Here is a 20,612-nt window from a genome sequence, read left to right on the forward strand (position 1 = left end):
CAGCCTGCCAGCAGTGCGCCAGGCCATTCTTGACCGATTGTCTGGCTTACCGTCAGGGCGTTGCCCTCACTGTGGATGCGCCCTCACCAGACCTCCAAACACAATTCTGCCAAAGTAGTGCCAGAACGGAATGCCGCCAACCGGTGATGTGGATTCGGAGCGCCAGCAGACGCGATGCTTTCTCCTGCCTATCCTGAATGATTCAATCCCGATCATTCAGGATTATCGAAAAAACGGCCATGCCCTGCTGGGAAGGGCATGGCCGCGGGAGGACTGACGTTCCATTGGCCTGAGACCGAGGGAAATGCGGAACGTCAGGGTGTAGGATATTCCCGGCAGCCGCAGTCTTTGCAGCGACGCAGCGCTGGGGCGAACCGCAGTGAGGCACCCGCCGCCACTGCGGTGTCACTCGGAGGCGATGATCACCAGCTTCATGCCGTTCATCGCTTCCGCGGCCGGGATCTGGCACGACAGGCGCGAGCCTTCCGCACGGGTATCGGCACTGTCGAGCAGGTCGTTCTCATCCGCCGACATCGCCTGCAGCAGGCCCAGATACTCCGCACTGATATGGACATGGCAACTGGCGCACGAGCATACACCGCCGCAATAGGCCGGGATATCGTCGATACCGGCACCGCGGATGATTTCCATCAGCGAAGTGCCGATCTCACCTTCGATAGTGTGCTGCGTGCCGGACAGATCCTGAACGAGGAACTGGACGGTGGTCTTCTGAGCTACGTCGGACATACTGTAAATCCTTCAGATCGCGCGGACTTTTCAGCCCCGCGCGGTGCCATCATTTGTGTGAAAGTGCCGCCTTGAGGGCCGATTTCGGCCACCAGGTCAGCGTGTGCTGGTCATGCGCCGTGGTCCACAGGCTCGATCCCGCCACACGCAGCGCGCCGCTGCCCGCCGCATCGCCGACGCGCCCGACTATGGCAGAGGTCTTGCCGTCGATCGCCACGAACACCTGATGGTCGGTCGTGCGCAACCAGACCTTGCCCTTGCCGGTATCGATGTCGCCCCACTTGAGGTTGTCGTCCACCTTAATGCGATTGGTGAGCGCGCCGGTATGGCGGTCGATCCGTGCAAGCGTGCCGTCAGCCTGTTCCTGCACCCACACGGCGCCCGCACCGGCCGCGAGGAAGCCCGGCTCGTTGCCCAGCGGCGTGCTGGCAACCACGCGATTGGTATGCGGATCGATCTTCTGGATCAGGCGCTGCTCGGCGCTTACCGCCCACAGGGCGCCATATCCGAACGCCATGTACCAGGTACCCGGCGCCACGGTGACGCTGGCGATGACGGCATTGGTCTTCGGGTTCACCCGCGCAACCGTGCCGCTTGCCTTACTGGCAACCCACACCGAACCGGCTCCGGCGACGACGTTGAGTTCGCCCTTCGGATTGGCAATGCCCGTGGCGATGGCCGCCGTCAGTTTGGCAGTCGCCAGATCGATCCTGTTCAGGGTGCCGGAGGCGCAGTCCGCAACCCACAAGGCACGATTGCTGATCGCCATCGCGCCGCAAGGGTGTGCCAGCGGCACTTGCGCCAGCATGCCGGTGCGCGACCATTGCTCGACCCGACCACGGTTAGTGACCCATACCGTCTTGCCGTCAACCGCAAGGAAGTCGGCAAAGCCGGGCACGCTGATCACCTGCTTCTCCTGCGACTTGGCCAGCGCGGGAGAAGACAGGGAGGCCGCGCCGAGCGCCGCCAGAAAGGCAATGGATTTCCACGTCATCCGCAAATCCCCCGTTTGTGTCGGCGGCCCTGCCCTGTCAGGCGAGCTGGGCGATGTAGTTGCGCCATCCGCCCAGTGCGGTGATGTCTTCGGCACCTACGGTGGCGCGCGGTTCGGAGACGAAGCCCTTGACGCTCGATCCGTCGGACAGCGTCACCGTGCCGATTGCAAGCGGGGCCGGAACCTCGGCCACGAAGCTGCCGAACTCGGCAAAGCCCAGTTCGTAGACTTCGACCGGGATCGCAGCGCCTTCTTCGGAATGCACCAGCGCAGGCTTGGGCGGCGTGCTGTTGGCCAGCGCATAAAGGCGATAGTTGGGCGCGGTCTCGAACGCGCCCACGAACGTCGCCTCACGCGAGGTCAGTTGCCAGTGGAGAGGCATGTCCTTGAGATGGGCGCCAACAACGGCAAGCTTCACGGTCTGCATAGTTCCCCCAAGATCGAGTGGTGGTAAAGGTGCGAGTTGCGCATCGCGCAGGTACGTATCGGCTACATCCAGCAGCGCACGATCGGTATCGGCAGGACCGATCAGCGTGATGCCAAAACCGGTGCCGTTGTCGCGATGCCCGGCGGGCACGGCGAGCGCCGCCATGTCCAGCAGGTTCACAAAGTTGGTATAAAAGCCGAGGTTGCTGTTCAGCGCGATCGGCGCTGCGGCGAGTTCCACGACGCGATAGGTCGTGCCCGCCGTGGGGAACGCCATCATGTCGATCTCGCCCCACAGCGCATCGGCATGCCGTTTCAGAGCCGCGAGGCGATAGATGCCGTTGAACAGCTCCACCGCGCTAACGTCCTGCCCCGGCTCAACGACCCGGCGTACGGTATCGTCGATGGCATCGGGCTCGGTCGCAAGCAGTTCGGCGATCGCCGCCGTGCGCTCGGCCACCCACGGACCGCCATAGAGGAGCAGCGCGGCTTCCTGCAGCGGCGCATAGTCGATCTCGACGATTTCGGCAGAGCGCGCGAGGACCTCCAGCGCCTTATCGTAAAGATACTCGGCCTGCGCATCGCCGAAGAAATTGCGCTGGCTGCGCCTGGGCACGCCGATCCGGCGCAGCGATACCGGCCTGTCGGCCAGCGGCTTGGAATAGGGATCGGCCACGTCGTAGCCTGCGACCACCGTGTCGATCAGCCGCGCATCGGCGGTATCGTCGGTGAAGACGGTGATGCAGTCCAGCGTGCGGCAGGCCGGAACCAGACCGCTGGTGCTCCAGCGGCCCTTACTGGGCTTGAAGCCGATCAGGTGGTTGAACGCAGCGGGCACACGCCCGGACCCCGCAGTGTCCGTGCCCAGAGCAAACGGCACTACACCTGCCGCTACTGCAACCGACGAACCCGAACTGGAACCGCCGCTGACGTAATCCAGCGCATAGGCATTGCGCGGGATGCCATAGGGCGAACGCGTGCCGACAAGGCCGGTCGCGAACTGGTCGAGGTTGGTCTTGCCCAGGCACAAGGCGCCAGCCTCGACCAGTCGCTGCACGACGTGTGACGACCCGTCGGGCTTATAGGCAAAGGCGGGACACCCGGCGGTCGTCGAGAATCCGGCGACGTCGATGTTGTCCTTTACCGCGAACGGCACACCGGCAAGCGGCAGCGTCTCGCCCGCTGCGATCCGGACATCCACCGCGCGAGCCGCCGCAAGGAAATCCTCGCGCGAGGCCCGGCTGATCCAGATCTGCGGCTGCAGCGCGTCATAGGCCTCGGCGCGGGCCAGCGTCTCTTCGGCTACCTCGACGGCGGAAGTCCGCCCCGCGTTCACAGCATCCGCAATGGCCGAGGCACGGCGACGGTAGAGGCGATCGGGAGAGAGAGCGCTCACGCCGGACGTACCAGCGCCAGCATCGGGGAACCGGGTTGCAACGGCGATCCTTCCTGCATGTAAAGCGCGGCGATAGTGCCCGCGCCCGAGCTTTCAATGGAGGTTTCCATCTTCATCGCCTCAACCACGGCGATACGATCACCCACGGCGATTTCGTCGCCCGGCGAGACCAGCAACTGCGAAACAACGCCGCCATAGGGCGCTTCCAGCAGGTCCGCGCCATCGGGCACGGTCACGTCGATAGCCTCACCGGCATCGCTCGCCTCAGCCTCGGTCGCCCGGTCGAACTCGCCCCGGCGCTGCCATTCGGAGCGTTCCTCGTCGAAGGCGCCCTGACGGCGAGCCTCGAAAGCGCCGATCGAGTCCGCGTTCTCGGCCAGGAAGGCGCGGTAGTCGGACAGGCGGAACTCGGACGGTTCGATACGGATCGAACGGCGGCCGTTCGGGAAATCGCGGCGCCATTCGGCCAGTTCCTCGGCGGACACCGGATAGAAGCGGATCTGGTCGAAAAAGCGCAGCAACCACGGACGCCCCTCGACGAAGGCGTCGGTCTGGCGGTATGTGTTCCACACCTGAATGGTGCGCCCGAACAGCTGATAGCCGCCCGGCCCTTCCATGCCGTAGATGCACATGTAAGCACCGCCGATGCCCACAACATTGGGCGGCGTCCAGGTGCGCGCCGGGTTATACTTGGTCGTGACCAGACGGTGGCGCGGATCAACCGGGGTTGCCACCGGCGCGCCAAGGTAGACGTCGCCAAGCCCCATCACGAGGTAGTTCGCCTCGAAGATCAGGTTCTCGACCGCCTCGACGCTGTCCATCCCGTTGATGCGGCGGATGAACTCGATGTTGTCCGGGCACCACGGTGCATCATCGCGCACGACGTTCATGTACTTTTCGATGGTCTGCAGCGTTGCCGGATCGCGCCAGCTGAGCGGCAAATGCACCACGCGCGAGGGGATGGAGAAATCCTCCAGATCGCCCAGCCGCTCTTCCGCCGCGATCAGGGCGGCCAGCGCCGTTGCCTGATCGAGCACCACGCCGTCGAAGTGCAACTGGAGCGAGCGCATGCCGGGCACGATGTCGATCACGCCGGGAAGTGCCAGACGCTCCAGCTCGGTCATCAGCGCATGAACGCGCAGACGCAGCTCGATATCGAGCACGATCGCGCCGTATTCGACCAGAATGTTGCGGTCGCCCTGCTGGCGATAGACCGTGCGCGGACGGCCTGGCCCTTCGGGAAGAGTTGCCAGCACCGGATCGAGCGTCTCGATGCTGCGCACCGGGGTTTCTGCGAGCGCAATGCCGTCATCGACCAGCTTGCGCTGTGCCGCAGCGGCTACATCGGCATCGGCCATCGTCACCGGGGCGAAGCAGACCTTGTCGCCCGCCGTCAGCTGGCCGATCTTCCACAAGTCCGCGGCGATCACCACGAACGGACACACGAAACCGCCGAGCGAAGGGCCATCCGGCCCCAGAATGATCGGCATGTCGCCCGTGAAATCGACCGCGCCGATGGCGTACGGATTATCGTGGATGTTCGAAGGGTGGAGCCCCGCCTCGCCGCCATCCTGCCGCGCCCATTCGGGCTTGGGGCCGATCAGGCGCACGCCGGTGCGGTTCGAGTTGTAGTGGACCTGCCACTCCGCCTCAACGATGGTCGCGATGTCCGCAGGCGTGAAGAAATCGGGCGCGCCGTGCGGACCATAAAGCACCCGAAGCGTCCAGGTGCTCGAGACCTCGGGCATCGGCACCGCAGCCAGCGCGGCGCCGACCTCCTGTCCTGCCAGATGCAGCGTATCGCCTGCCAGCAAACGGCGGGCAGCATGTCCGCCGAACTGCCCCAGTTCGAAAGTCGCACAGCTGCCAAGGTAAGGTGCTATGTCCAGGCCGCCCGCAAACAGGATATACCCGCGCATGCCGCCGCCGGTTGAACGGCCCATCGCCAGTGTCTGTCCGGCGGCGATATCGACCGGCACCCCGCGCGAGACCGGCTCGCCATCGAGCGTGGCGGCAAAATCGGCGCCCATAAGACAGATACGCGCAGGCGCCGCAAAAGCCAGCGTCGGCCCGGTGACGGTGACTTCCAACCCCGCCAGCCCTTCGGAATTACCCAGCAGACGGTTGCCGAGGCGGAACGACTGATCGTCCATCGGCCCCGACGGCGGCACGCCCACGGCCCAGTAATGCTGGCGCCCCGGCCAGTCCTGCACGGTCGTCGCGGTGCCACCGGCGATCACGCGGAAGCAGTGCGGGTGGTATTCGATACCGTCCAGCACGCGCGTCGAAACGTCGCCGCTGACGAATTCGGGCGAGCGCGTGACCGTGCGCAGCCAGCGCAGATTGGTCTCGATCCCATCGATCCGACTCTCGTCCGCGACCTTCTGCACCGCCGCAACGGCTGCCTCTCGCGTCGGAGCATGAACGATCAGCTTGGCCAGCATCGGATCGTACCACGAGGTGATCTCGCTGCCCGCCGCGCACCACGTCTCGACACGCACGCCTTCGGGGAAATCGACATTGGTCAGCGTGCCCGTGGTCGGACGATAGTCCTGCGAGGGATCTTCGGCGTAGAGACGCAGCTGGATCGCATGGCCCTGCGGCGCCCCGAGATCCTTGTCGAGGAAAGCGTAATCGCCGGCTGCCCCGCGCACCATCCATTCGACCAGATCGATGCCCAGCACCGCCTCGGTTACACCGTGCTCCACCTGGAGACGGGTATTCATTTCGAGGAAGTAGAACTGCTCGCCTTGCGCATCGTAGAGGAATTCTACTGTGCCCGCCGAGCGATAGCAGGCCGCCTCACCCAGCCGGATCGCGGACGCGATCAGCCGCTCGCGCACTTCGACCGGAAGCAGCGGGGCGGGCGCCTCCTCGATCACCTTCTGGTTACGGCGTTGCAGCGAACAGTCGCGCTCACCCAGAGCGACGACACGGCCCTTGCCGTCGCCGAACAGCTGCACTTCGACATGGCGTGCACGGCGGATGAAGCGTTCGAGGAAAATCCCGGCATCGCCGAAATTGCTCATGCCAAGGCGTGCCACCGTGGCGAAACCTTCGCGCACGTCGGCCTCGGCCTCACATACACGCATACCGATGCCACCACCGCCAGCCGTGGCCTTGAGCATCACCGGATAGCCGATTTCCGCAGCCGCCCGCACGGCGTCTTCCTCGCTGGTGAGCAGGTCGGTTCCCGGCGCCAACGGCACATCATGCTGCGCAGCAAGACTGCGCGCGGTGTGCTTCATGCCGAAGGTGCGGATGTTCTCGGGCGTCGGGCCGATGAACTCGATCCCCGCCTCGGCGCAGGCACTGGCGAAATCGAGATTTTCGGAAAGGAAACCGTAACCGGGATGGATCGCCCCCGCGCCCGTCTGCCGGGCCGCTGCGATTATCTTGGCGATATCGAGATAGCTGTCGGATGCGCGCGCACCACCGATGCATACGGCCTCGTCAGCCTCGGATACATGCAGCGAGCCTTCGTCCGCCTCGGAATAGACCGCGACGGAGCGCAGGCCCATCTGGCGCAGCGTGCGGATGATACGGGTGGCGATCGCGCCCCTGTTCGCGATCAGAACAGTGTCGAAGTTCATACGGCGACAATCATCCGAACCGGCGTGGGGTTGAATCCGTTGCACGGGTTGTTGATCTGAGGGCAGTTCGAAACGACCACGACGACATCCATGTCCGCGCGCAAGTCCACGGTGAGCCCCGGCGCGGAAATGCCATCGACGATCCCCAGCGAACCGTCGGCTTCAACCGGCACGTTCATGAAGAAGTTGATGTTGGCGACGATATCGCGCTTGGTGCGGCCTTCGAGCAGGTTGGCTTCGAGGAAATTATCAACGCAGGCATGCTGCGCCTTGGTGTGATGGCCGTAACGCAAGGTATTGGATTCGCACGAGCAGGCACCACCGATGGTGTCGTGATGCGCCACCGAGGTTTCGGCGATGGTCATCATCGCGCGGCCTTCGTTGCTGCGCAGCACGCTGCCCTTGCGAAGGTACAGGTTGCCCTGCGCCGAAACGGTATCCTGCATGCTGTAGCGCTCGGTATCGTCGGCCTGCGCATAAATCAGGAAGTCCACCGCCTGATTGCCTTCCAGATCGACGATGCGCAGCGTCTGTCCGGCGGAAACATGATGGAGCCAGGGCGCGCGCGCGGCCACGGTTTCGTCGTGAACAACGCGGCCCGGAAGATCGGCCAGATAAGGATCAACGGTCATCGCAGCCCACCCCTTTTTTTCAGCGACGGTAATAGTCTTCGACATTCAGGAAGGCGCGCAGGCCTTCGGGCGTCGCGGTCCGCACCGCATCGTCCTCTTGGGTAACGGCATCGCGCCACGCGGTGGCCCGCAGCGGCGTCACCGTCCATTCGGGACGTGGATCGAGAACGTGCGGGCAGTTCGCCAGAACCACGATCACATCCATCTCGGCGCGCAGCACCAGGCTTCGTCCCGGCGCATACGGACCGGTCAGCGGCGTGATCGTGCCGTCGGCCTCGATACGGCTGCCCTTGAACAGATTGACGCACGGATGAACGTCGCGGCGGCTCAACCCGTGCTTGGCAGCGCCGAGCAGCAGGCGGTCCCGCCCGTTCGGGAAGCTGCCGCTATTGCTGCCTTCGCCATACTTCGCGGCATTGGTCTGAGCATTCGACGTGCCGCAGAAGCAGTCGTGCGTCTCCGCCTCGTCCGCGACGATGCTCATCAGCACGCGGCCCATGTCGGACAGCAACAGTTTACCTTCGCCCAGATAGGCGTTCCACTGAATCTTGACGGTATCGGCGACGTTCAGGCGCTCGGTCGGCATTTCCGCATTGAACACGTTCAGCGAAGCGCAGGCATCGCCACCAACATCGATCAGGCGAAGTCGCGCGCCGCGCGGCAACCTGCGCGACGAATAGCCACCCGGTGCAATCGTCTCTTCCCACAACAGCGCATCGCTTTCGACAGCGGCCGGCATATCGTCCGCCAGCGGAGGCAGGATCGGCATGCAATCGACCACCGTGCCCGCCATGCCACGGGCGTGATCGCGCGCTGCCAGCGGGTTTGCCAAAGTCTCAGTCATCGGTCGGCTCCGGTCTTTGAAGAGTATCGCCCCAGCCCTGCTTGTGCAGCGGCGGGAGAAGCGCGGTAGTGGTCACAAGTTCGAGATGCTGGATGCCCCGGATGCGCCGGATGGCATCGCAAAGTTCCCTGAGGCGCGCGCTGGGCCCCTGCACCAGAAGCACTTCCAGCGATTGATCGTGTTCCAGAAAGATGTGCTGCGAAGAGATGATCTCCATCAGATAGCCGGTCTGGATCTGGGCAAACTGGTGGCGCACCCGGCCACGCTCGCCGCGATAGACCAGCGTAATCGTCCCTGCGAGAATCTCGTCCGGACGGTGAATGGATTCATGCTCGGCAAGAGCATGGCGGATAAGCTCGGCGATCAATTGGGAGCGCGAAGGCAGCCCGCGCTCCGTCACCATTATGTCCAATTGCCTGAACAGATCCGCCGGCAGGCTCATGCTGAGACGGGCTAAACTGGCGGCTTCGGAACTCATGGGAAATTAGTGTCAGGTATTACCAATAGCGTCAATAGTAATAATTTCACTTTCAACCGGTGCCGTCGAAGGCAGCGCGCGAAGCGGCAGATCGTAGACCGCCGTCGCGCCGTAACGGTGCGGCGCATGCGGGTCCTGACGACGCTTGTCGAGCGCGATGACGCGGGTTCCGAGCGAGAACGCCTCGCGCAGATCGTGCGTCACCATGATCACCGTCAGCCGGTATTCTCGCCAGAGCCGCCGGATCAGATCGTGCATATCCGCGCGGATACCGGGATCGAGCGCGCCGAACGGCTCATCCAGCAGCAGGATGCGCGGGCGCTTGACCAGCGCCTGCGCAATCGCGAGGCGCTGCTGCATCCCGCCCGACATCTGCGCCGGATAGCTGTCCAGACTGTCGCCAAGGCCGACCGCCGTCAGCATTTCGACCGCTTCGTCGCGCGCACGCTTACGGGCGCCACCGAACAGCCGCGCGCTGAACGTCGCATTCTCACATTCGGCTCCGAACATCACGTTGCGCAAGGCGGAAAGATGCGGAAACACCGAATAGCGCTGGAACACCACGCCGCGATCGGGCCCGCACTCGGGCGCCAGCGGCTCGTCGTCGAGCAGGATCGTGCCGCGATGCGGGGACTCCTGCCCCAGGATCAGGCGCAGGAAGCTGCTCTTGCCCGCGCCGGACGGGCCGATGATCGAAACAAACGAGCCGGGCGTAATATCGAGCGAAAGGTTCTCGATGACGATCTTGTCGCCATACTCGACCCATACGTTGCGTAAGCTGAGAAGACCGCTCATCGCCCTTCTCCATCGTGAGCCCAGGGAAACAGCTTCTTGCTGAGCCAGGCCAGCGCGAAATCCATGACGATTGCCAGCAACGCGATCCAGGCCACATACGGCAGGATCACGTCCATCGATAGATAACGCCGCACCAGGAAGATCCGGTAACCCAGCCCGACATCGGCCGCGATTGCCTCTGCCGAGATCAGAAACACCCAGGCCGGCCCCAGCGCCAGTCTCACGGCATGGATCAACCGCGGCATCGCCTGCGGCAAGGCCACACGGATCATGACCTGCCAGCTACTCGCGCCCAAAGTCTGCGCCTTGATGATCTGTTCACGCGGAAGTGCCATGACATAGGCGGCAATGTCGCGGATCATCACCGGAGCGATACCGATTACGATCAGCGCAACCTTGGCCGTCTCACCCAGTCCCAGCGCGATGAACAGAATTGGCAGCAACGCGATCGGGGGGATCACGGCAATACCCGTCACCAGCGGCCCCAGCGTGGCGCGCACCGGCGGCAACACGCCAAGGACAAGGCCGACCGCCAGCGCCATGAGTGTTGCGATGCCAAGCCCCATCCCCAGCCTTTCCAGACTGGCCAGCGTGTCCGCCCAGAACGTGAGCTGGCCGGTCAGCGTGTCGGGCTGAAACATCAGCGCCTGCATGCTTTCGACCATCGTGCCGGGCAACGGCAGGATCTTGTCCGCCGGGTTCGCCTCATGGCGCTGGACCGCCAGCGCCATGTAGACGACGATAATGAGCAAGATCGGCACGGCACCGAGCAGTATCCGGTTACTGCGTCCGATCTGGCGGTTCACCCAACGCATTCGCAAACCCCATTTTCCGCGAATAGTCCGTAACCTCGGCCAGCGAGGCTCCCGGATCAGAGTTTGTGGTCGGCGGCCATCTTCATGAAGCTGTCGTCGAAGCGCAGCTCGATGTTCTTGGGATCGCCCAGGGTCTTGCCCCCCGGAAAAGCGATACCCACCGCATCGACGCTCTTGGCGCCGGGGAACAGCCCCTTGGAGAAGCTGAACTGCCGCACCCGGTCCATCGTCGTGACCAGCGCGGGCGACTGCGCTTCCGCCACGGCCGCCTTGGGATCGGCATAGAGATAGGTGGTGGTCAGCTGACTGTCGAACTGTGCAGGCGTGGCGCCTGCCATCTTGGCCATCGCGGCACGCGCGGCCTGACCCTGCGCATCCTGACGCTTCATCAGGGCGGCGGTGTCGTACCAGATGCCCGCCAGCGCCTTACCCAGATCGGGATTGGCCTTGAGCGTTTTCGTATCGACAGCCAACAGATCGAGGATCTCGCCGGGAATATCAGCAGAACTGAACACCTCGTGCGCGCCGGGCAGCGCCTTCATCGTGGAGAGCTGCGGATTCCATGAAACTGCCGCTGTCACATCAGGGCTGGCAAAGGCGCTGACGATATCGGCATCCGACGTGTTCACCGTCTTGACGTCCTGCAGCGACATACCGACGGTGCTCAGGGCGCGGGCGAGCAGATAGTGCGATACCGAAAGCTCGACCAGATTAACCGACTTACCCTTGATCGCGCGCAGATCGTTTGCGCCCTTGAGCAGGACCCCATCATTGCCGTTGGAATAGTCACCCACGATGATCGCGCTGGTGTCCTTGCCGCCAGCGGCCGGGATCGTCAGCGCATCCATGTTCGCCAGCGTCACACCGTCAAGCTTACCGGCGGTGTACTGGTTCACCGACTCGACATAGTCGTTCACCTGCACGATGTTGATCTTGATGTGGTACTTGTCGGCCCACTTCTTCACGATGCCCGCCTGCTGGGCATAAGGCCACGGCATCCATCCGGCGTAGATCGACCAGCCGATGTTGAATTCCGTCTTCGGTCCCGGCGCCTTTTGCGATGCGCCCGAACAACCCGTTGCCAGAAGCACGCCTGCCATGGTGGCTGCCCTGACGATGTTACCGATGGAAACGTTCATGACCCAGTCCCCTTTCGCATTGCAGCATTGCTGCATCCGAGGGACTTGTCCATCTGAAAATTTATTACATTCTATATTTTTCGTAATACGCTAACATAAGGACTGCACCACACAGACACGGAATAAATTACGTTATATCAGAAGTTTAAGTGGACTTCTATCGCACGAGGCATGCCCTGCCGTCATCTTGCGACGAGCACAGGGCATAAAATTCGCCCCACCCCACCTCAACCCGCTTCCGCGCCTTTGCGGACCTGTCGCTTGCCGGCAACGTCCCCGCTGTCCACCCGCACATCCCCGCGTTCCTGCTCATGGAGCGGCGGCAGCAGAGCTGTCGTCGTGACCAGGCCAAGCTGACTTACGCCGCGAATCCCGCGCAGCGAGTCGCACAGGGCCTGCAGCCGGTTTGCAGGCCCCTGCACCAGCAGCACTTCCAGCGACTGATCGTCCTCCAGAAACACATGCTGCGAGGAAATGACTTCCTTGAGGTAGTCCTGCTGACTTTCCGCCAGTTGCTGACGCACCCTGCCCCGATCGCCGCGATAGACGATGGTGACCGTTCCTGCGAGCATCTCGTCCGGCCGCGTGAAAGCCTCATGCTCAGCCAGAGCATGGCGGATCAGTTCCGCGATCAGTTGAGAGCGAGAGGGTAACGCCCTCTCCTCCACCATCATGTCCAGCTGCCGGAAAAGATCTGCGGGCAGGCTCATGCTCAGTCGCGCAAGTTCGGTGCTCATTATTTTCTCTCGCTTCGCCAATCCACCCGCCACGCCGACGCAAACCTCTCCTGCCGGAAGCGCGCGGGCCGATGTTCCTTGCTCCTCGCGCAAAAAGACCACCATGTCCATGCGAGATTATTATTCAGTCGTCCAGAAAGTAATACCGAAGGCCGCGGGCCGATAGCAAAGATACACCGGGCAGGTGTCACACCGACGCCACAGACCGCGATACAGCCAGCAATGGTCGTCTGAGAACAGGACATTCCCGGCGGCGCCAGACAGTCCACAAAACCCATTTTCTGGCAGTTTTGCGCGGATCAGGCTCCAGCCGCAGCAAAATTTGGAAGATTCAATTAATACTCTTGACCAAATACGTAATATCGATAGCGTACCCCTCAATCGCCATAACGAGCGAACGGGGACGGGAGAGAAGATCTGCAAAATCTAGGCCGACACCGGCCTATGAGGGAGATTTTCGATGGATCGAACGTCTGGATACCAGTCTGCTGCTGCGGTGCCGTTCGCACCGGACCAGCCTTGCGATACCCAGTCCGCGCCGCCCGCCACGGCGCGACGATCCGTCTCCGCCATCCTCGTCAATCTGCTGCCTCCGGCGACTCTGGCGCTGATCGTGCTATTCTGGTGGCTCGCGCCGAAGGCCTGGGTCGACAACAGTTGGACGATCATCATCGCAGGGCTTGCCACCACCGCTTTCGTGCAGGCTCTCGAATGGGGACTGGAGCGCAATGCAGGCTGGCGGATGGACATGCGCGAGTTCGCGACCGACATCTTCTACGTCGCGCTCAGCTACACCGCCATCGCCTGGGCGACCGAGCATCTTGCCGACACCCCGCTCAAGCACGTCAAGGAAGCGCTCGGCATCGCTACGCCGTGGAGCGCGCACCTGCCGTTCCTGGCGCAGGTCGCCATGGTGGTGTTCCTGATCGAGTTCGGACAGTACTGGGTCCACCGGCTGATGCACAACTGGACACCGTTCTGGCTGACCCATGCACCGCACCACCACATCACCCAGCTCAACGCGATGAAAGGCGCGGTCGGCAATCCGATCGAGCTGTTCCTCATCAGCCTGAGTGTCGTGGCCCTGTTCGATTTCGATACCGCACCACTGCTTTGCGCCATCAACGTGCTGGGCGTGATCTCGACGTACGCCCATGCCAACGTGCGCGCCGATCCGCCACGCTTCTACGCCTTCTTCTTCACCACGATCCGACACCACAGCCTGCACCATTCGACCGATTACGAGAGCACTCGCTGCAATTACGCCAACTCGCTGATTCTGATCGACCGCGTGCTGGGCACTTTCCGGGAAGGTGAAAGCCGGATCGTGGGACAGGACGAGCGACGGCGGCTGTCCGTTGCCGAACAGTTCCTCTTCCCGTTTCAACCCGCCATCAACCACCTGCGCAACAAAGGAAATCCCGCAGCACCACCGGCCTAGTGCCACGTTCGGTTCAGACATCCCGGTGCGGCCCGTCCTGACAGACGCCACAGCCGACCGGCGCAAAAGCGCCCAATAATCCCGGCCGCCTCGAGCTGGCCGCGCATTCAGGAACACAACAATAGCCGGCGCCTCTCGCATCCGCTCCCGTGCGGTGAGCGATTTCGTGCGCCATCCACAAGGGGGTAGTAATACCATGGCATTTCGTACTGACATGAGGGTCACTCTGCTATCGGCGACGGTGTTGTCGACTATCGCGCTCGCCACACCGGCGATGGCGCAGGAACAGGCCGTCACGGCGGCGGCCGCACCCACGGCAGGCGACATCGTGGTCACGGCAACACGCCGCGAAACAACGCTGATGAACACGCCGATCAATATCTCGGCAATCGGCGGCAAGGATCTGGAAGACCAGCATATCCAGGACATCCGCGATCTGGGCGCGTTCACGCCCGGCGTCACGGTTCTGAATTCCGGCCCCGGCGGCGCGGGCACGATCGTCATGCGTGGCCTGAGCGCGGACGACACCAGCGCAGCAGGCGGCGACAACTCGAACTCCGCCGTCGGCATGTACCTTGGCGACGTGCCGATGTATTACGACTTCAAGCTGATCGACATGCAGCGCGTCGAAACGCTGCTCGGCCCGCAAGGCACGCTCTATGGCCTCGGCACGCTGGCCGGCGCGATCCGCTATATCCCCGAGCGTCCCGATCCCACCAAATACTCCGGCGAGATCCACGGCGAGATGCTGGGCATGTCGCACTCGAAGGATGTCGGCTATCAGGGTTACGGCGTCATCAACGTGCCGATCGTGAAGGACCACATCGCCTTCCGCTCGGTGACCGGCTACTATTTCACCCCCGGCTATATCGACTACCCCGATGTCCTGAAGGAGCCGGGCGTATCGAACCCGCAGCCGGGCGATCTCTCCAACCCGCTCGGCACCGCCGAACAGCGCGCGGAAAATTTCAATTCCTACAAGGACGTGAACTACGAGCGCACGTTCACCACGCGTAACCAGCTGGGCTTCTTCGGGGACGGATTCAGCGCGTTCATCACGTATGCCCATCAGCGCACGCATACCGGCGGCCAGTCCGCAACCGGTGGTGGCGTGGTCGGCGAAGGCAAGTACCAGGCCCCCTGGCGCTACCTCGAACCCGCGACGCGTACCGGCGATCTGCTCTCGCTGGAGATGGAAGGCAACATCGCCGATGCGGTGAAGGTGACGTTCGTCTCCGCCTACACCCAGCGCAAGACCAAGTACCAGTACGACAACACCGACCTGCTGATCGATCTGGACTACGGTTACGAGGCCTTCCCCGACTTCTCCAGCTATAACAAGTCGCATGCCAAGGAGGCTGAGTTCACGCAGGAACTGCGCTTTGTCTCCACCTTCGACAGCCCGCTCAGTCTGACGGCAGGCGCCTTCTGGAACCGCCAGCACTATCATTCGAATTACGACGAATATGTGCCCGGCTTCCCGGAATGGGCAAACGAGGCGGACAACTGGGACACCGATTTCATCACCGACCACTCGAACCCCGAATACGCCCACGAGTATTCCTCGTTCGTAAAAACGCGGAATGATGAAAAGGGCCTCTATGGCGAAGCGACCTGGCACTTCACGCCGGACATCCAGCTGACCGGCGGCCTGCGATATTACAAGTACAGTGCGTATGTCGATGGTGGTTCCTATCTCCCGCTTTGGGACGACACCTATGCCACCAACACCGGTTCCACCGGCGACAGCGGTCTTGTCTACAAGATCAACGCCTCATGGAACATCACGCCCAATGTCATGGCCTATGCCACCTGGTCGACCGGCTACCGGATCGGCGGCGTCAACCGCGTTGCGCCGTGCAGCGATGAGGTGATCGCAGACCACGCCGCGGGCATCGATCCAAGCGGCCAGACGCTCTGCGCCCTGCCCAGCGAGCAAAGCTATGGCCCCGACAAGACCAAGAACGCCGAAATCGGTGTTCGTGCCCAACTGTTCGATCATAAGCTGATGCTCTCGCTCGATGCCTATCACATCAACTGGGATGGCATTCAGCTGGCCAGCCAGACCTATTACGGCGCCATCGGCATCACCGTGAACGGCGGCAAGGCGGTCTCGAAGGGCATCGATGCCTCGTTCGAGGCACACCCGATCGAGGGCCTGACGATTCGGGGGACCTATTCCTACCTCGACGCGCATCTGACCCAGGACGTGCCCGATCTTCTCTCGACCGAAGACGGCCTCGTCAGCGCCTATGCCGGCGACCGTCTGCCCGGCTCGGCGAAGAACAAGGGCGCGATCGGCGCGACATACGAACTGCCGCTAGGCAAGGGGTCGATGACGTTCGGCTGGACGGCAACCTATACCGGCGACATTCTGACCCGCGTTGGCGAACGTGGCGGTGGTCAGGACCTGCCATCCTACTGGATGCATCAGGCCAACATCACCTACAAGCTGGGCCGCTACGAACTGGGCGTCTATGCCACCAACATCTTCGACAAGTACGCCATCACGTCGGTCAGCAACGACCTCACGCGCTACGGTGTGGTCAACGATGGCGTGATCTCGCGTTACTATGCGGAGTCGGTCGCTCAGCCGCGTGTCGTGGGTATCCGTGGCACCGTGAACTTCTGACGGGAAGCGGGAACAGGGCGAACGTTTCGCCCTGTTCTAATCCTTCGGCTTATCGCTTTCACGACACAGGCACGCATGGCGAAAGCTGTGCGTGCCTGCGCTGCTTCAGACAGGCATGGCGATCCCGACGCGCTCGAAACAGGCCTGCACATCGCGCATGTGCTCAGCATGGTACTTCCAGCGACCGATGCCGTCCGCGTTCAGCGGCCGTCGCACCTGCGCCGCGCTGGGCGTGGCGACGGCAGCGGCATTGCGATGGAAATCGAGACAACGCGCATCCCAGTCCAACCCGCAATGCTCCAGCAGGCTGCGAGTCTGCCCCTCCTGATCACAGACCAGCGTTTCATAGTCCAGTTGTAGCACGCGACCGGGGAACAGGCGCTCCCACTGCGTCATCAGGCGATCGAACCGCACATAATATCGCGCGATGTCCATCAGATCATAGGAATAGGCATAGTAGGCCGCGCCGACCGCGAACAGGTTACGGAAATTGCTCCAGACCGTATCCATCGGATTGCGGCGTAGGCAGACGATCCGCGCCTCCGGAAGCGCGCGGGCGATATGCCCGATATAGAGGAAATTGGCGGGCAGCTTGTCAACATAGCGAGGCAATCCAAGATGCCGGTGCGCCTCGGCCCGCGCCCGATAGGCCTCGGCAATTCGCGCAGGCTCAACGTTCAGGCTGGCAGTGACAGTGGCCGGATCGATCACCGTGCGGGATAGCGTGGCCGCGCTGGTCTTGACCGCCAGAGGCATCGCCTGAAGCTCGCCCACCGACTCCACCTGCGGGTGCGAGGACAGGATGCGATCCACCAGCGTCGTGCCCGTGCGCGGCATCCCGACAACGAAGATCGGCCCATCGGCACAGAGCGCCCTGCCCGATGTATCCGCTTGTCCGTGAACGGGGCTTTCGGCTCCGAAAGCCGCCTCCAGCGCATCGAACACCGCTTCGTCCTGCGCGAAGGTATAGCCGGTGGCCCGCTTGTGGGCGCGATTGGCTGCCATAAGGTGCGAAAAACCTTCGGCGGACCGCCCGATGTCTTCCAGTTCCTTGGCAAGAGCATAGCGCAGGCGCAGCTCATCCTCTGGTGCACGCACTTGCGCGACCAACGCTTCAAGCCGCGCGATGTGGTTACGCTCTTCCGTCTGCCGGTTCAGAATCGACAAGGCATAATGCGCGCGAGAATGACGCGGCGCGTGCGAAAGCAGCGCCTCATAATGCCGCTCGGCCTCCGCAACACGGCCGGTGAACCCGCTCGCGGCAGCCAGATTGAAGCGGAAATCGGGATTTTCAGGCTCCCGTTCGACAGCGGTCGCGAAGGGCTCAACCGAACCTTCGTGGTCCCCCAACCGTGCCAGCACACAGCCGATCGTATCGAAGGTGAGCGCGTCCAGCGGCCCGGTCGCCAGCGCACGCCGTGCCCATTCGCCGGCCTCCCGCTCACGCCGCAACAAGAGCAGCAGGCGTGCCATTTGTGCCTCGTATTCTGCGCAAGACAGCTCGCCACAGACCGTCTCCAGCAGGTTCACCGCTGCGCGTATCTGCCCTTGCTCGGCAGCGACCATCGCCATTAGGAAGGTGCCCAAAGGTCGGGTTTCATCTCGGACAGCCAGATCCTGGGCCATCATTGCGGCCCCTCGCAGATCGCCTGCCCGCAAGGCGGCGCGTGCGCTTTCCTCGTTGCTCATGCACGATGTGTAACGGCAAGCCTGCGCGGTTCAAGCATCTCCATGCGCCTGCTGGAGCTGTGCAGGCTTGACGGGCGCGCTATCGATTGCAGACTACTTTCAGCGCCCCCGGTTTCGGTCGGCAACGAGGCTGCCTTGGTTATCGCTGTCCCTTGGCCGGTGCGCAAATGGCACATAAACAACCGCCGCAACGCCTTTTTTGGTAAAATCCGCAAAGCCGCAACAAGGATATAGACTCGATCACGACTCCGTATTACACTTTTTAGAAATAGTATTACCAAGACGGGTGGCTAGTTAATACGAGGGACTAGGCGTATGGACGGAGTACGTGTTGGCAAACGGATGATCGGCACCCAGGCCCCTGTCACGGTGGGTTGGGAAAACATCCCGCGCGTGGAAGGTGGGCCGCTAAAGCAGGTTTTCTTTACCTGCTTTCAGCCTGCCGTCCTCTTCGGATTGCTGGCCTTCTGGTACTATGCCCCCAACTCTATCGCCAAGGCATCGACGGCCATCGGCATCGGTATCGGCTTCAAGATCCTGCTGTTGATCATGGAGCAGTTCTTTCCCCGCCACGAAAGCTGGCAGCTGACGTGGAAGGAATTCACCACCGATCTGTTCTATGTGGGGCTTGGCTACACGGTTCTGCGCCTGGTCGACAATTTCATCGGTGACGGTGTGATGACCGAGGCGATCCAACATGCCTTTCACTGGGAAAAGTTCGCGTGGTTCATCGGCCTGCCACTGCTCGTCCAGGCCTTCATCATCGCCTTCATCTTCGATTTCGGGCAGTACTGGATGCATCGCGGGATGCATAACTGGTATCCGCTCTGGCTGAGCCATTCGGTCCACCATTACATCACTCAGCTGAATATCAACAAGGGCGCGGTCGGCAATCCCACCGAACTGTTTCTGATCGGCCTGGGTTTCGGCGGTTTCTTCGATTTCCTGCCCCGTGCTTTCCTGCTCGCCGGCGTGTTCGGACTTACCATCGGCATCTACCAGCACATCAACGTGCGCTTCAACACGCCGCGCTGGTGGCGCTTCCTGTTCAACACCACCGAACATCACAGCCTGCATCACTCGCAGGACTATGAAGCGAGCCGCAGCAACTTCTCGAACACCTTCATCTTCATCGACCGGATATTCGGCACCTGTGTCGATGGCGAGGCCGAACTTCTCGGTATGGAAGGCGGTCGCCGCATGAGCATCCGCGAGCAGATGACCTATACGTTCACCGAAGGGTGGCGCTCGCTCAAGGCGCTGATCGACCGCTCGCCGACCGGAACTGCCGTGCCTGCCGAATGATTGGGAGGAATTGCCACGGCCGAGCCTCTTTCGCGCGGGCCCACTCCGCGGGAACGACCGGGTGACGCCCATGACAGCCGCACGGTCGCACAGGCACCGCCGCGATACCTGCTACATCCGCCGACAAGCGCCAAAGGCGTAGATCCCTATCGACTGGAACCCCATGAACGCGCGATTTTTCAACTGGATATGGCACATCAAGGGGACAGTTCCGCTACCCGCCGGACAGTCGCAGGAGGATGCTTTCGATCGCCTTTCCCCTCTCTTTCGACAGCACGGCACTCGTCACGAACGGCAGCACGATACCCTGACTTTCCGAAAGAAGGACCAGGCCGCCCAGGACAAGATGGCGATCTTCGATGGCGGCGTGCTGCAGGTCATGCACGGCGATACAGGGCTGGTGCTGCACTACAATCTGGTCAGCCGTGCGTTGCTGTTCTGCTTCCTCGCGCCTCTGCTCTTTCTGGCTTTCGCACAGTTGACCGTCGCGGTTGGGCGATACGAGCAGACATCCTCGGCTGCCTCAGAAAAAAAAGACAAAGAGGAGAAAAAAAAGGACACTGTCGCACCGATAAACCCGATCGACAAGTTCCTCGGCGCCCCGGCACCTGAAAAGCCCAAAGACGGTAAAAAAGACAAATCCAAAGGTTCTAAGTACTCCCCCATATCAGCGTACGTATTTTCAGGAATTTTCGCAGCACTATACATCGTAGGTCGAATTCTGGAGAGCCGCCTGATAGACAGACTTTTTCAGCGCAAGCTTTATGACACATGAGCGCAGGATCGGGATCTCCCGACTCCTCTTTGACGGGATGCAAACCACAAAGTTGAACCGCACCGGGATTGCCGGAGGCCCTAACTCCTGAGAGTGAGGGTCTACGATGAGCAAGACGACGAACAAGTTTGCCCCTGAGGTTCGGCAGCGGGCGATCCGGATGGTACTGGATCA

16 protein-coding genes are annotated in these 20,612 nt (G+C 62.3%); 4 read left to right on the top strand and 12 right to left on the bottom strand.

Features of this window, described 5'->3' with window-relative positions:
* Positions 1–405: 405 nt before the first annotated feature.
* The 11 genes from AC3EC3_RS19055 to AC3EC3_RS19105 form a co-directional block, all read right to left on the bottom strand.
* Entirely contained in the window at positions 406–747 is a 342-nt protein-coding gene (locus AC3EC3_RS19055) for a 2Fe-2S iron-sulfur cluster-binding protein (RefSeq protein ID WP_488491161.1), read from the bottom strand.
* Between the two features lie 49 nt (positions 748–796).
* Positions 797–1,741 (bottom strand): Vgb family protein, encoded by a 945-nt coding sequence (locus AC3EC3_RS19060; protein WP_488491162.1) that lies wholly within the window; start codon positions 1,739–1,741, stop codon positions 797–799.
* A 37-nt stretch (positions 1,742–1,778) separates the two neighbouring features.
* On the bottom strand, positions 1,779–3,563 hold the full coding sequence (gene atzF / locus AC3EC3_RS19065; RefSeq protein ID WP_488491163.1) for an allophanate hydrolase: 1,785 nt from the start codon (positions 3,561–3,563) through the stop codon (positions 1,779–1,781).
* A complete protein-coding gene (gene uca / locus AC3EC3_RS19070; RefSeq protein WP_488491164.1) occupies positions 3,560–7,156 on the bottom strand; it encodes an urea carboxylase in 3,597 nt (1,198 codons plus the stop codon). Before uca ends, atzF begins: the two co-directional genes overlap by 4 nt.
* A complete protein-coding gene (locus AC3EC3_RS19075; protein ID WP_488491165.1) occupies positions 7,153–7,788 on the bottom strand; it encodes an urea amidolyase associated protein UAAP2 in 636 nt (211 codons plus the stop codon). The genes uca and AC3EC3_RS19075 overlap by 4 nt, the downstream gene beginning before the upstream one ends.
* Before the next feature lie 19 nt (positions 7,789–7,807).
* Positions 7,808–8,632 (bottom strand): urea amidolyase associated protein UAAP1, encoded by an 825-nt coding sequence (locus AC3EC3_RS19080; protein ID WP_488491166.1) that lies wholly within the window; start codon positions 8,630–8,632, stop codon positions 7,808–7,810.
* Positions 8,625–9,110: a CopG family ribbon-helix-helix protein gene (locus tag AC3EC3_RS19085; RefSeq protein ID WP_488491167.1), complete on the bottom strand. Its 486-nt coding sequence runs from the start codon at positions 9,108–9,110 to the stop codon at positions 8,625–8,627. Before AC3EC3_RS19085 ends, AC3EC3_RS19080 begins: the two co-directional genes overlap by 8 nt.
* A 12-nt stretch (positions 9,111–9,122) precedes the next feature.
* Positions 9,123–9,905 carry an ABC transporter ATP-binding protein gene (locus tag AC3EC3_RS19090; protein ID WP_488491168.1) on the bottom strand — a complete coding sequence of 261 codons (783 nt, stop codon included), beginning with the start codon at positions 9,903–9,905 and terminating at the stop codon, positions 9,123–9,125.
* Positions 9,902–10,720, bottom strand: a complete 819-nt coding sequence (locus AC3EC3_RS19095) for an ABC transporter permease (protein ID WP_488491169.1) — start codon at positions 10,718–10,720, stop codon at positions 9,902–9,904. The genes AC3EC3_RS19090 and AC3EC3_RS19095 overlap by 4 nt, the downstream gene beginning before the upstream one ends.
* Before the next feature lie 56 nt (positions 10,721–10,776).
* Positions 10,777–11,859 carry a putative urea ABC transporter substrate-binding protein gene (locus tag AC3EC3_RS19100; protein ID WP_488491170.1) on the bottom strand — a complete coding sequence of 361 codons (1,083 nt, stop codon included), beginning with the start codon at positions 11,857–11,859 and terminating at the stop codon, positions 10,777–10,779.
* Positions 11,860–12,086: 227 nt separating this feature from the next.
* Positions 12,087–12,569: a CopG family ribbon-helix-helix protein gene (locus tag AC3EC3_RS19105; protein ID WP_488491176.1), complete on the bottom strand. Its 483-nt coding sequence runs from the start codon at positions 12,567–12,569 to the stop codon at positions 12,087–12,089.
* A gap of 487 nt (positions 12,570–13,056) precedes the next feature.
* Between AC3EC3_RS19105 and AC3EC3_RS19110 the strand changes: the two genes are divergently transcribed.
* Complete coding sequence (locus AC3EC3_RS19110; RefSeq protein WP_488491171.1) at positions 13,057–14,037, top strand: sterol desaturase family protein; 981 nt, start codon at positions 13,057–13,059, stop codon at positions 14,035–14,037.
* 196 nt (positions 14,038–14,233) lie between these two features.
* Positions 14,234–16,669 carry a TonB-dependent receptor gene (locus tag AC3EC3_RS19115; protein ID WP_488491172.1) on the top strand — a complete coding sequence of 812 codons (2,436 nt, stop codon included), beginning with the start codon at positions 14,234–14,236 and terminating at the stop codon, positions 16,667–16,669.
* Positions 16,670–16,774: 105 nt separating this feature from the next.
* On the opposite strand, the gene AC3EC3_RS19120 is transcribed toward AC3EC3_RS19115, so the two are convergent.
* Positions 16,775–18,358: a sulfotransferase family protein gene (locus AC3EC3_RS19120; protein WP_488491173.1), complete on the bottom strand. Its 1,584-nt coding sequence runs from the start codon at positions 18,356–18,358 to the stop codon at positions 16,775–16,777.
* A gap of 315 nt (positions 18,359–18,673) precedes the next feature.
* Between AC3EC3_RS19120 and AC3EC3_RS19125 the strand changes: the two genes are divergently transcribed.
* Together AC3EC3_RS19125 and AC3EC3_RS19130 are read left to right on the top strand one after the other, a co-directional pair.
* The gene (locus AC3EC3_RS19125; RefSeq protein ID WP_488491174.1) at positions 18,674–19,663 is read left to right on the top strand and encodes a sterol desaturase family protein; all 990 of its coding nucleotides are present in this window, start codon (positions 18,674–18,676) and stop codon (positions 19,661–19,663) included.
* Positions 19,664–19,826: 163 nt separating this feature from the next.
* Entirely contained in the window at positions 19,827–20,438 is a 612-nt protein-coding gene (locus AC3EC3_RS19130) for a hypothetical protein (RefSeq protein WP_488491175.1), read from the top strand.
* Positions 20,439–20,612: the final 174 nt, after the last annotated feature.

The organism is Novosphingobium sp. BAM6, from assembly GCF_057784955.1.

What these genes read in the sequence shown, in the direction of transcription:
- AC3EC3_RS19120 (WP_488491173.1), bottom strand. Translation starts at nt 18,358, where the DNA reads ATGAGCAACGAGGAAAGCGCACGCGCCGCCTTGCGGGCAGGCGATCTG.
- AC3EC3_RS19090 (WP_488491168.1), bottom strand. Translation starts at nt 9,905, where the DNA reads ATGAGCGGTCTTCTCAGCTTACGCAACGTATGGGTCGAGTATGGCGAC.
- AC3EC3_RS19085 (WP_488491167.1), bottom strand. Translation starts at nt 9,110, where the DNA reads ATGAGTTCCGAAGCCGCCAGTTTAGCCCGTCTCAGCATGAGCCTGCCG.
- uca (WP_488491164.1), bottom strand. Translation starts at nt 7,156, where the DNA reads ATGAACTTCGACACTGTTCTGATCGCGAACAGGGGCGCGATCGCCACC.
- AC3EC3_RS19125 (WP_488491174.1), top strand. Translation starts at nt 18,674, where the DNA reads ATGGACGGAGTACGTGTTGGCAAACGGATGATCGGCACCCAGGCCCCT.
- AC3EC3_RS19075 (WP_488491165.1), bottom strand. Translation starts at nt 7,788, where the DNA reads ATGACCGTTGATCCTTATCTGGCCGATCTTCCGGGCCGCGTTGTTCAC.
- AC3EC3_RS19105 (WP_488491176.1), bottom strand. Translation starts at nt 12,569, where the DNA reads ATGAGCCTGCCCGCAGATCTTTTCCGGCAGCTGGACATGATGGTGGAG.
- AC3EC3_RS19115 (WP_488491172.1), top strand. Translation starts at nt 14,234, where the DNA reads ATGGCATTTCGTACTGACATGAGGGTCACTCTGCTATCGGCGACGGTG.
- AC3EC3_RS19130 (WP_488491175.1), top strand. Translation starts at nt 19,827, where the DNA reads ATGAACGCGCGATTTTTCAACTGGATATGGCACATCAAGGGGACAGTT.
- AC3EC3_RS19080 (WP_488491166.1), bottom strand. Translation starts at nt 8,632, where the DNA reads ATGACTGAGACTTTGGCAAACCCGCTGGCAGCGCGCGATCACGCCCGT.
- AC3EC3_RS19110 (WP_488491171.1), top strand. Translation starts at nt 13,057, where the DNA reads ATGGATCGAACGTCTGGATACCAGTCTGCTGCTGCGGTGCCGTTCGCA.
- AC3EC3_RS19095 (WP_488491169.1), bottom strand. Translation starts at nt 10,720, where the DNA reads ATGCGTTGGGTGAACCGCCAGATCGGACGCAGTAACCGGATACTGCTC.
- AC3EC3_RS19060 (WP_488491162.1), bottom strand. Translation starts at nt 1,741, where the DNA reads ATGACGTGGAAATCCATTGCCTTTCTGGCGGCGCTCGGCGCGGCCTCC.
- AC3EC3_RS19100 (WP_488491170.1), bottom strand. Translation starts at nt 11,859, where the DNA reads ATGAACGTTTCCATCGGTAACATCGTCAGGGCAGCCACCATGGCAGGC.
- AC3EC3_RS19055 (WP_488491161.1), bottom strand. Translation starts at nt 747, where the DNA reads ATGTCCGACGTAGCTCAGAAGACCACCGTCCAGTTCCTCGTTCAGGAT.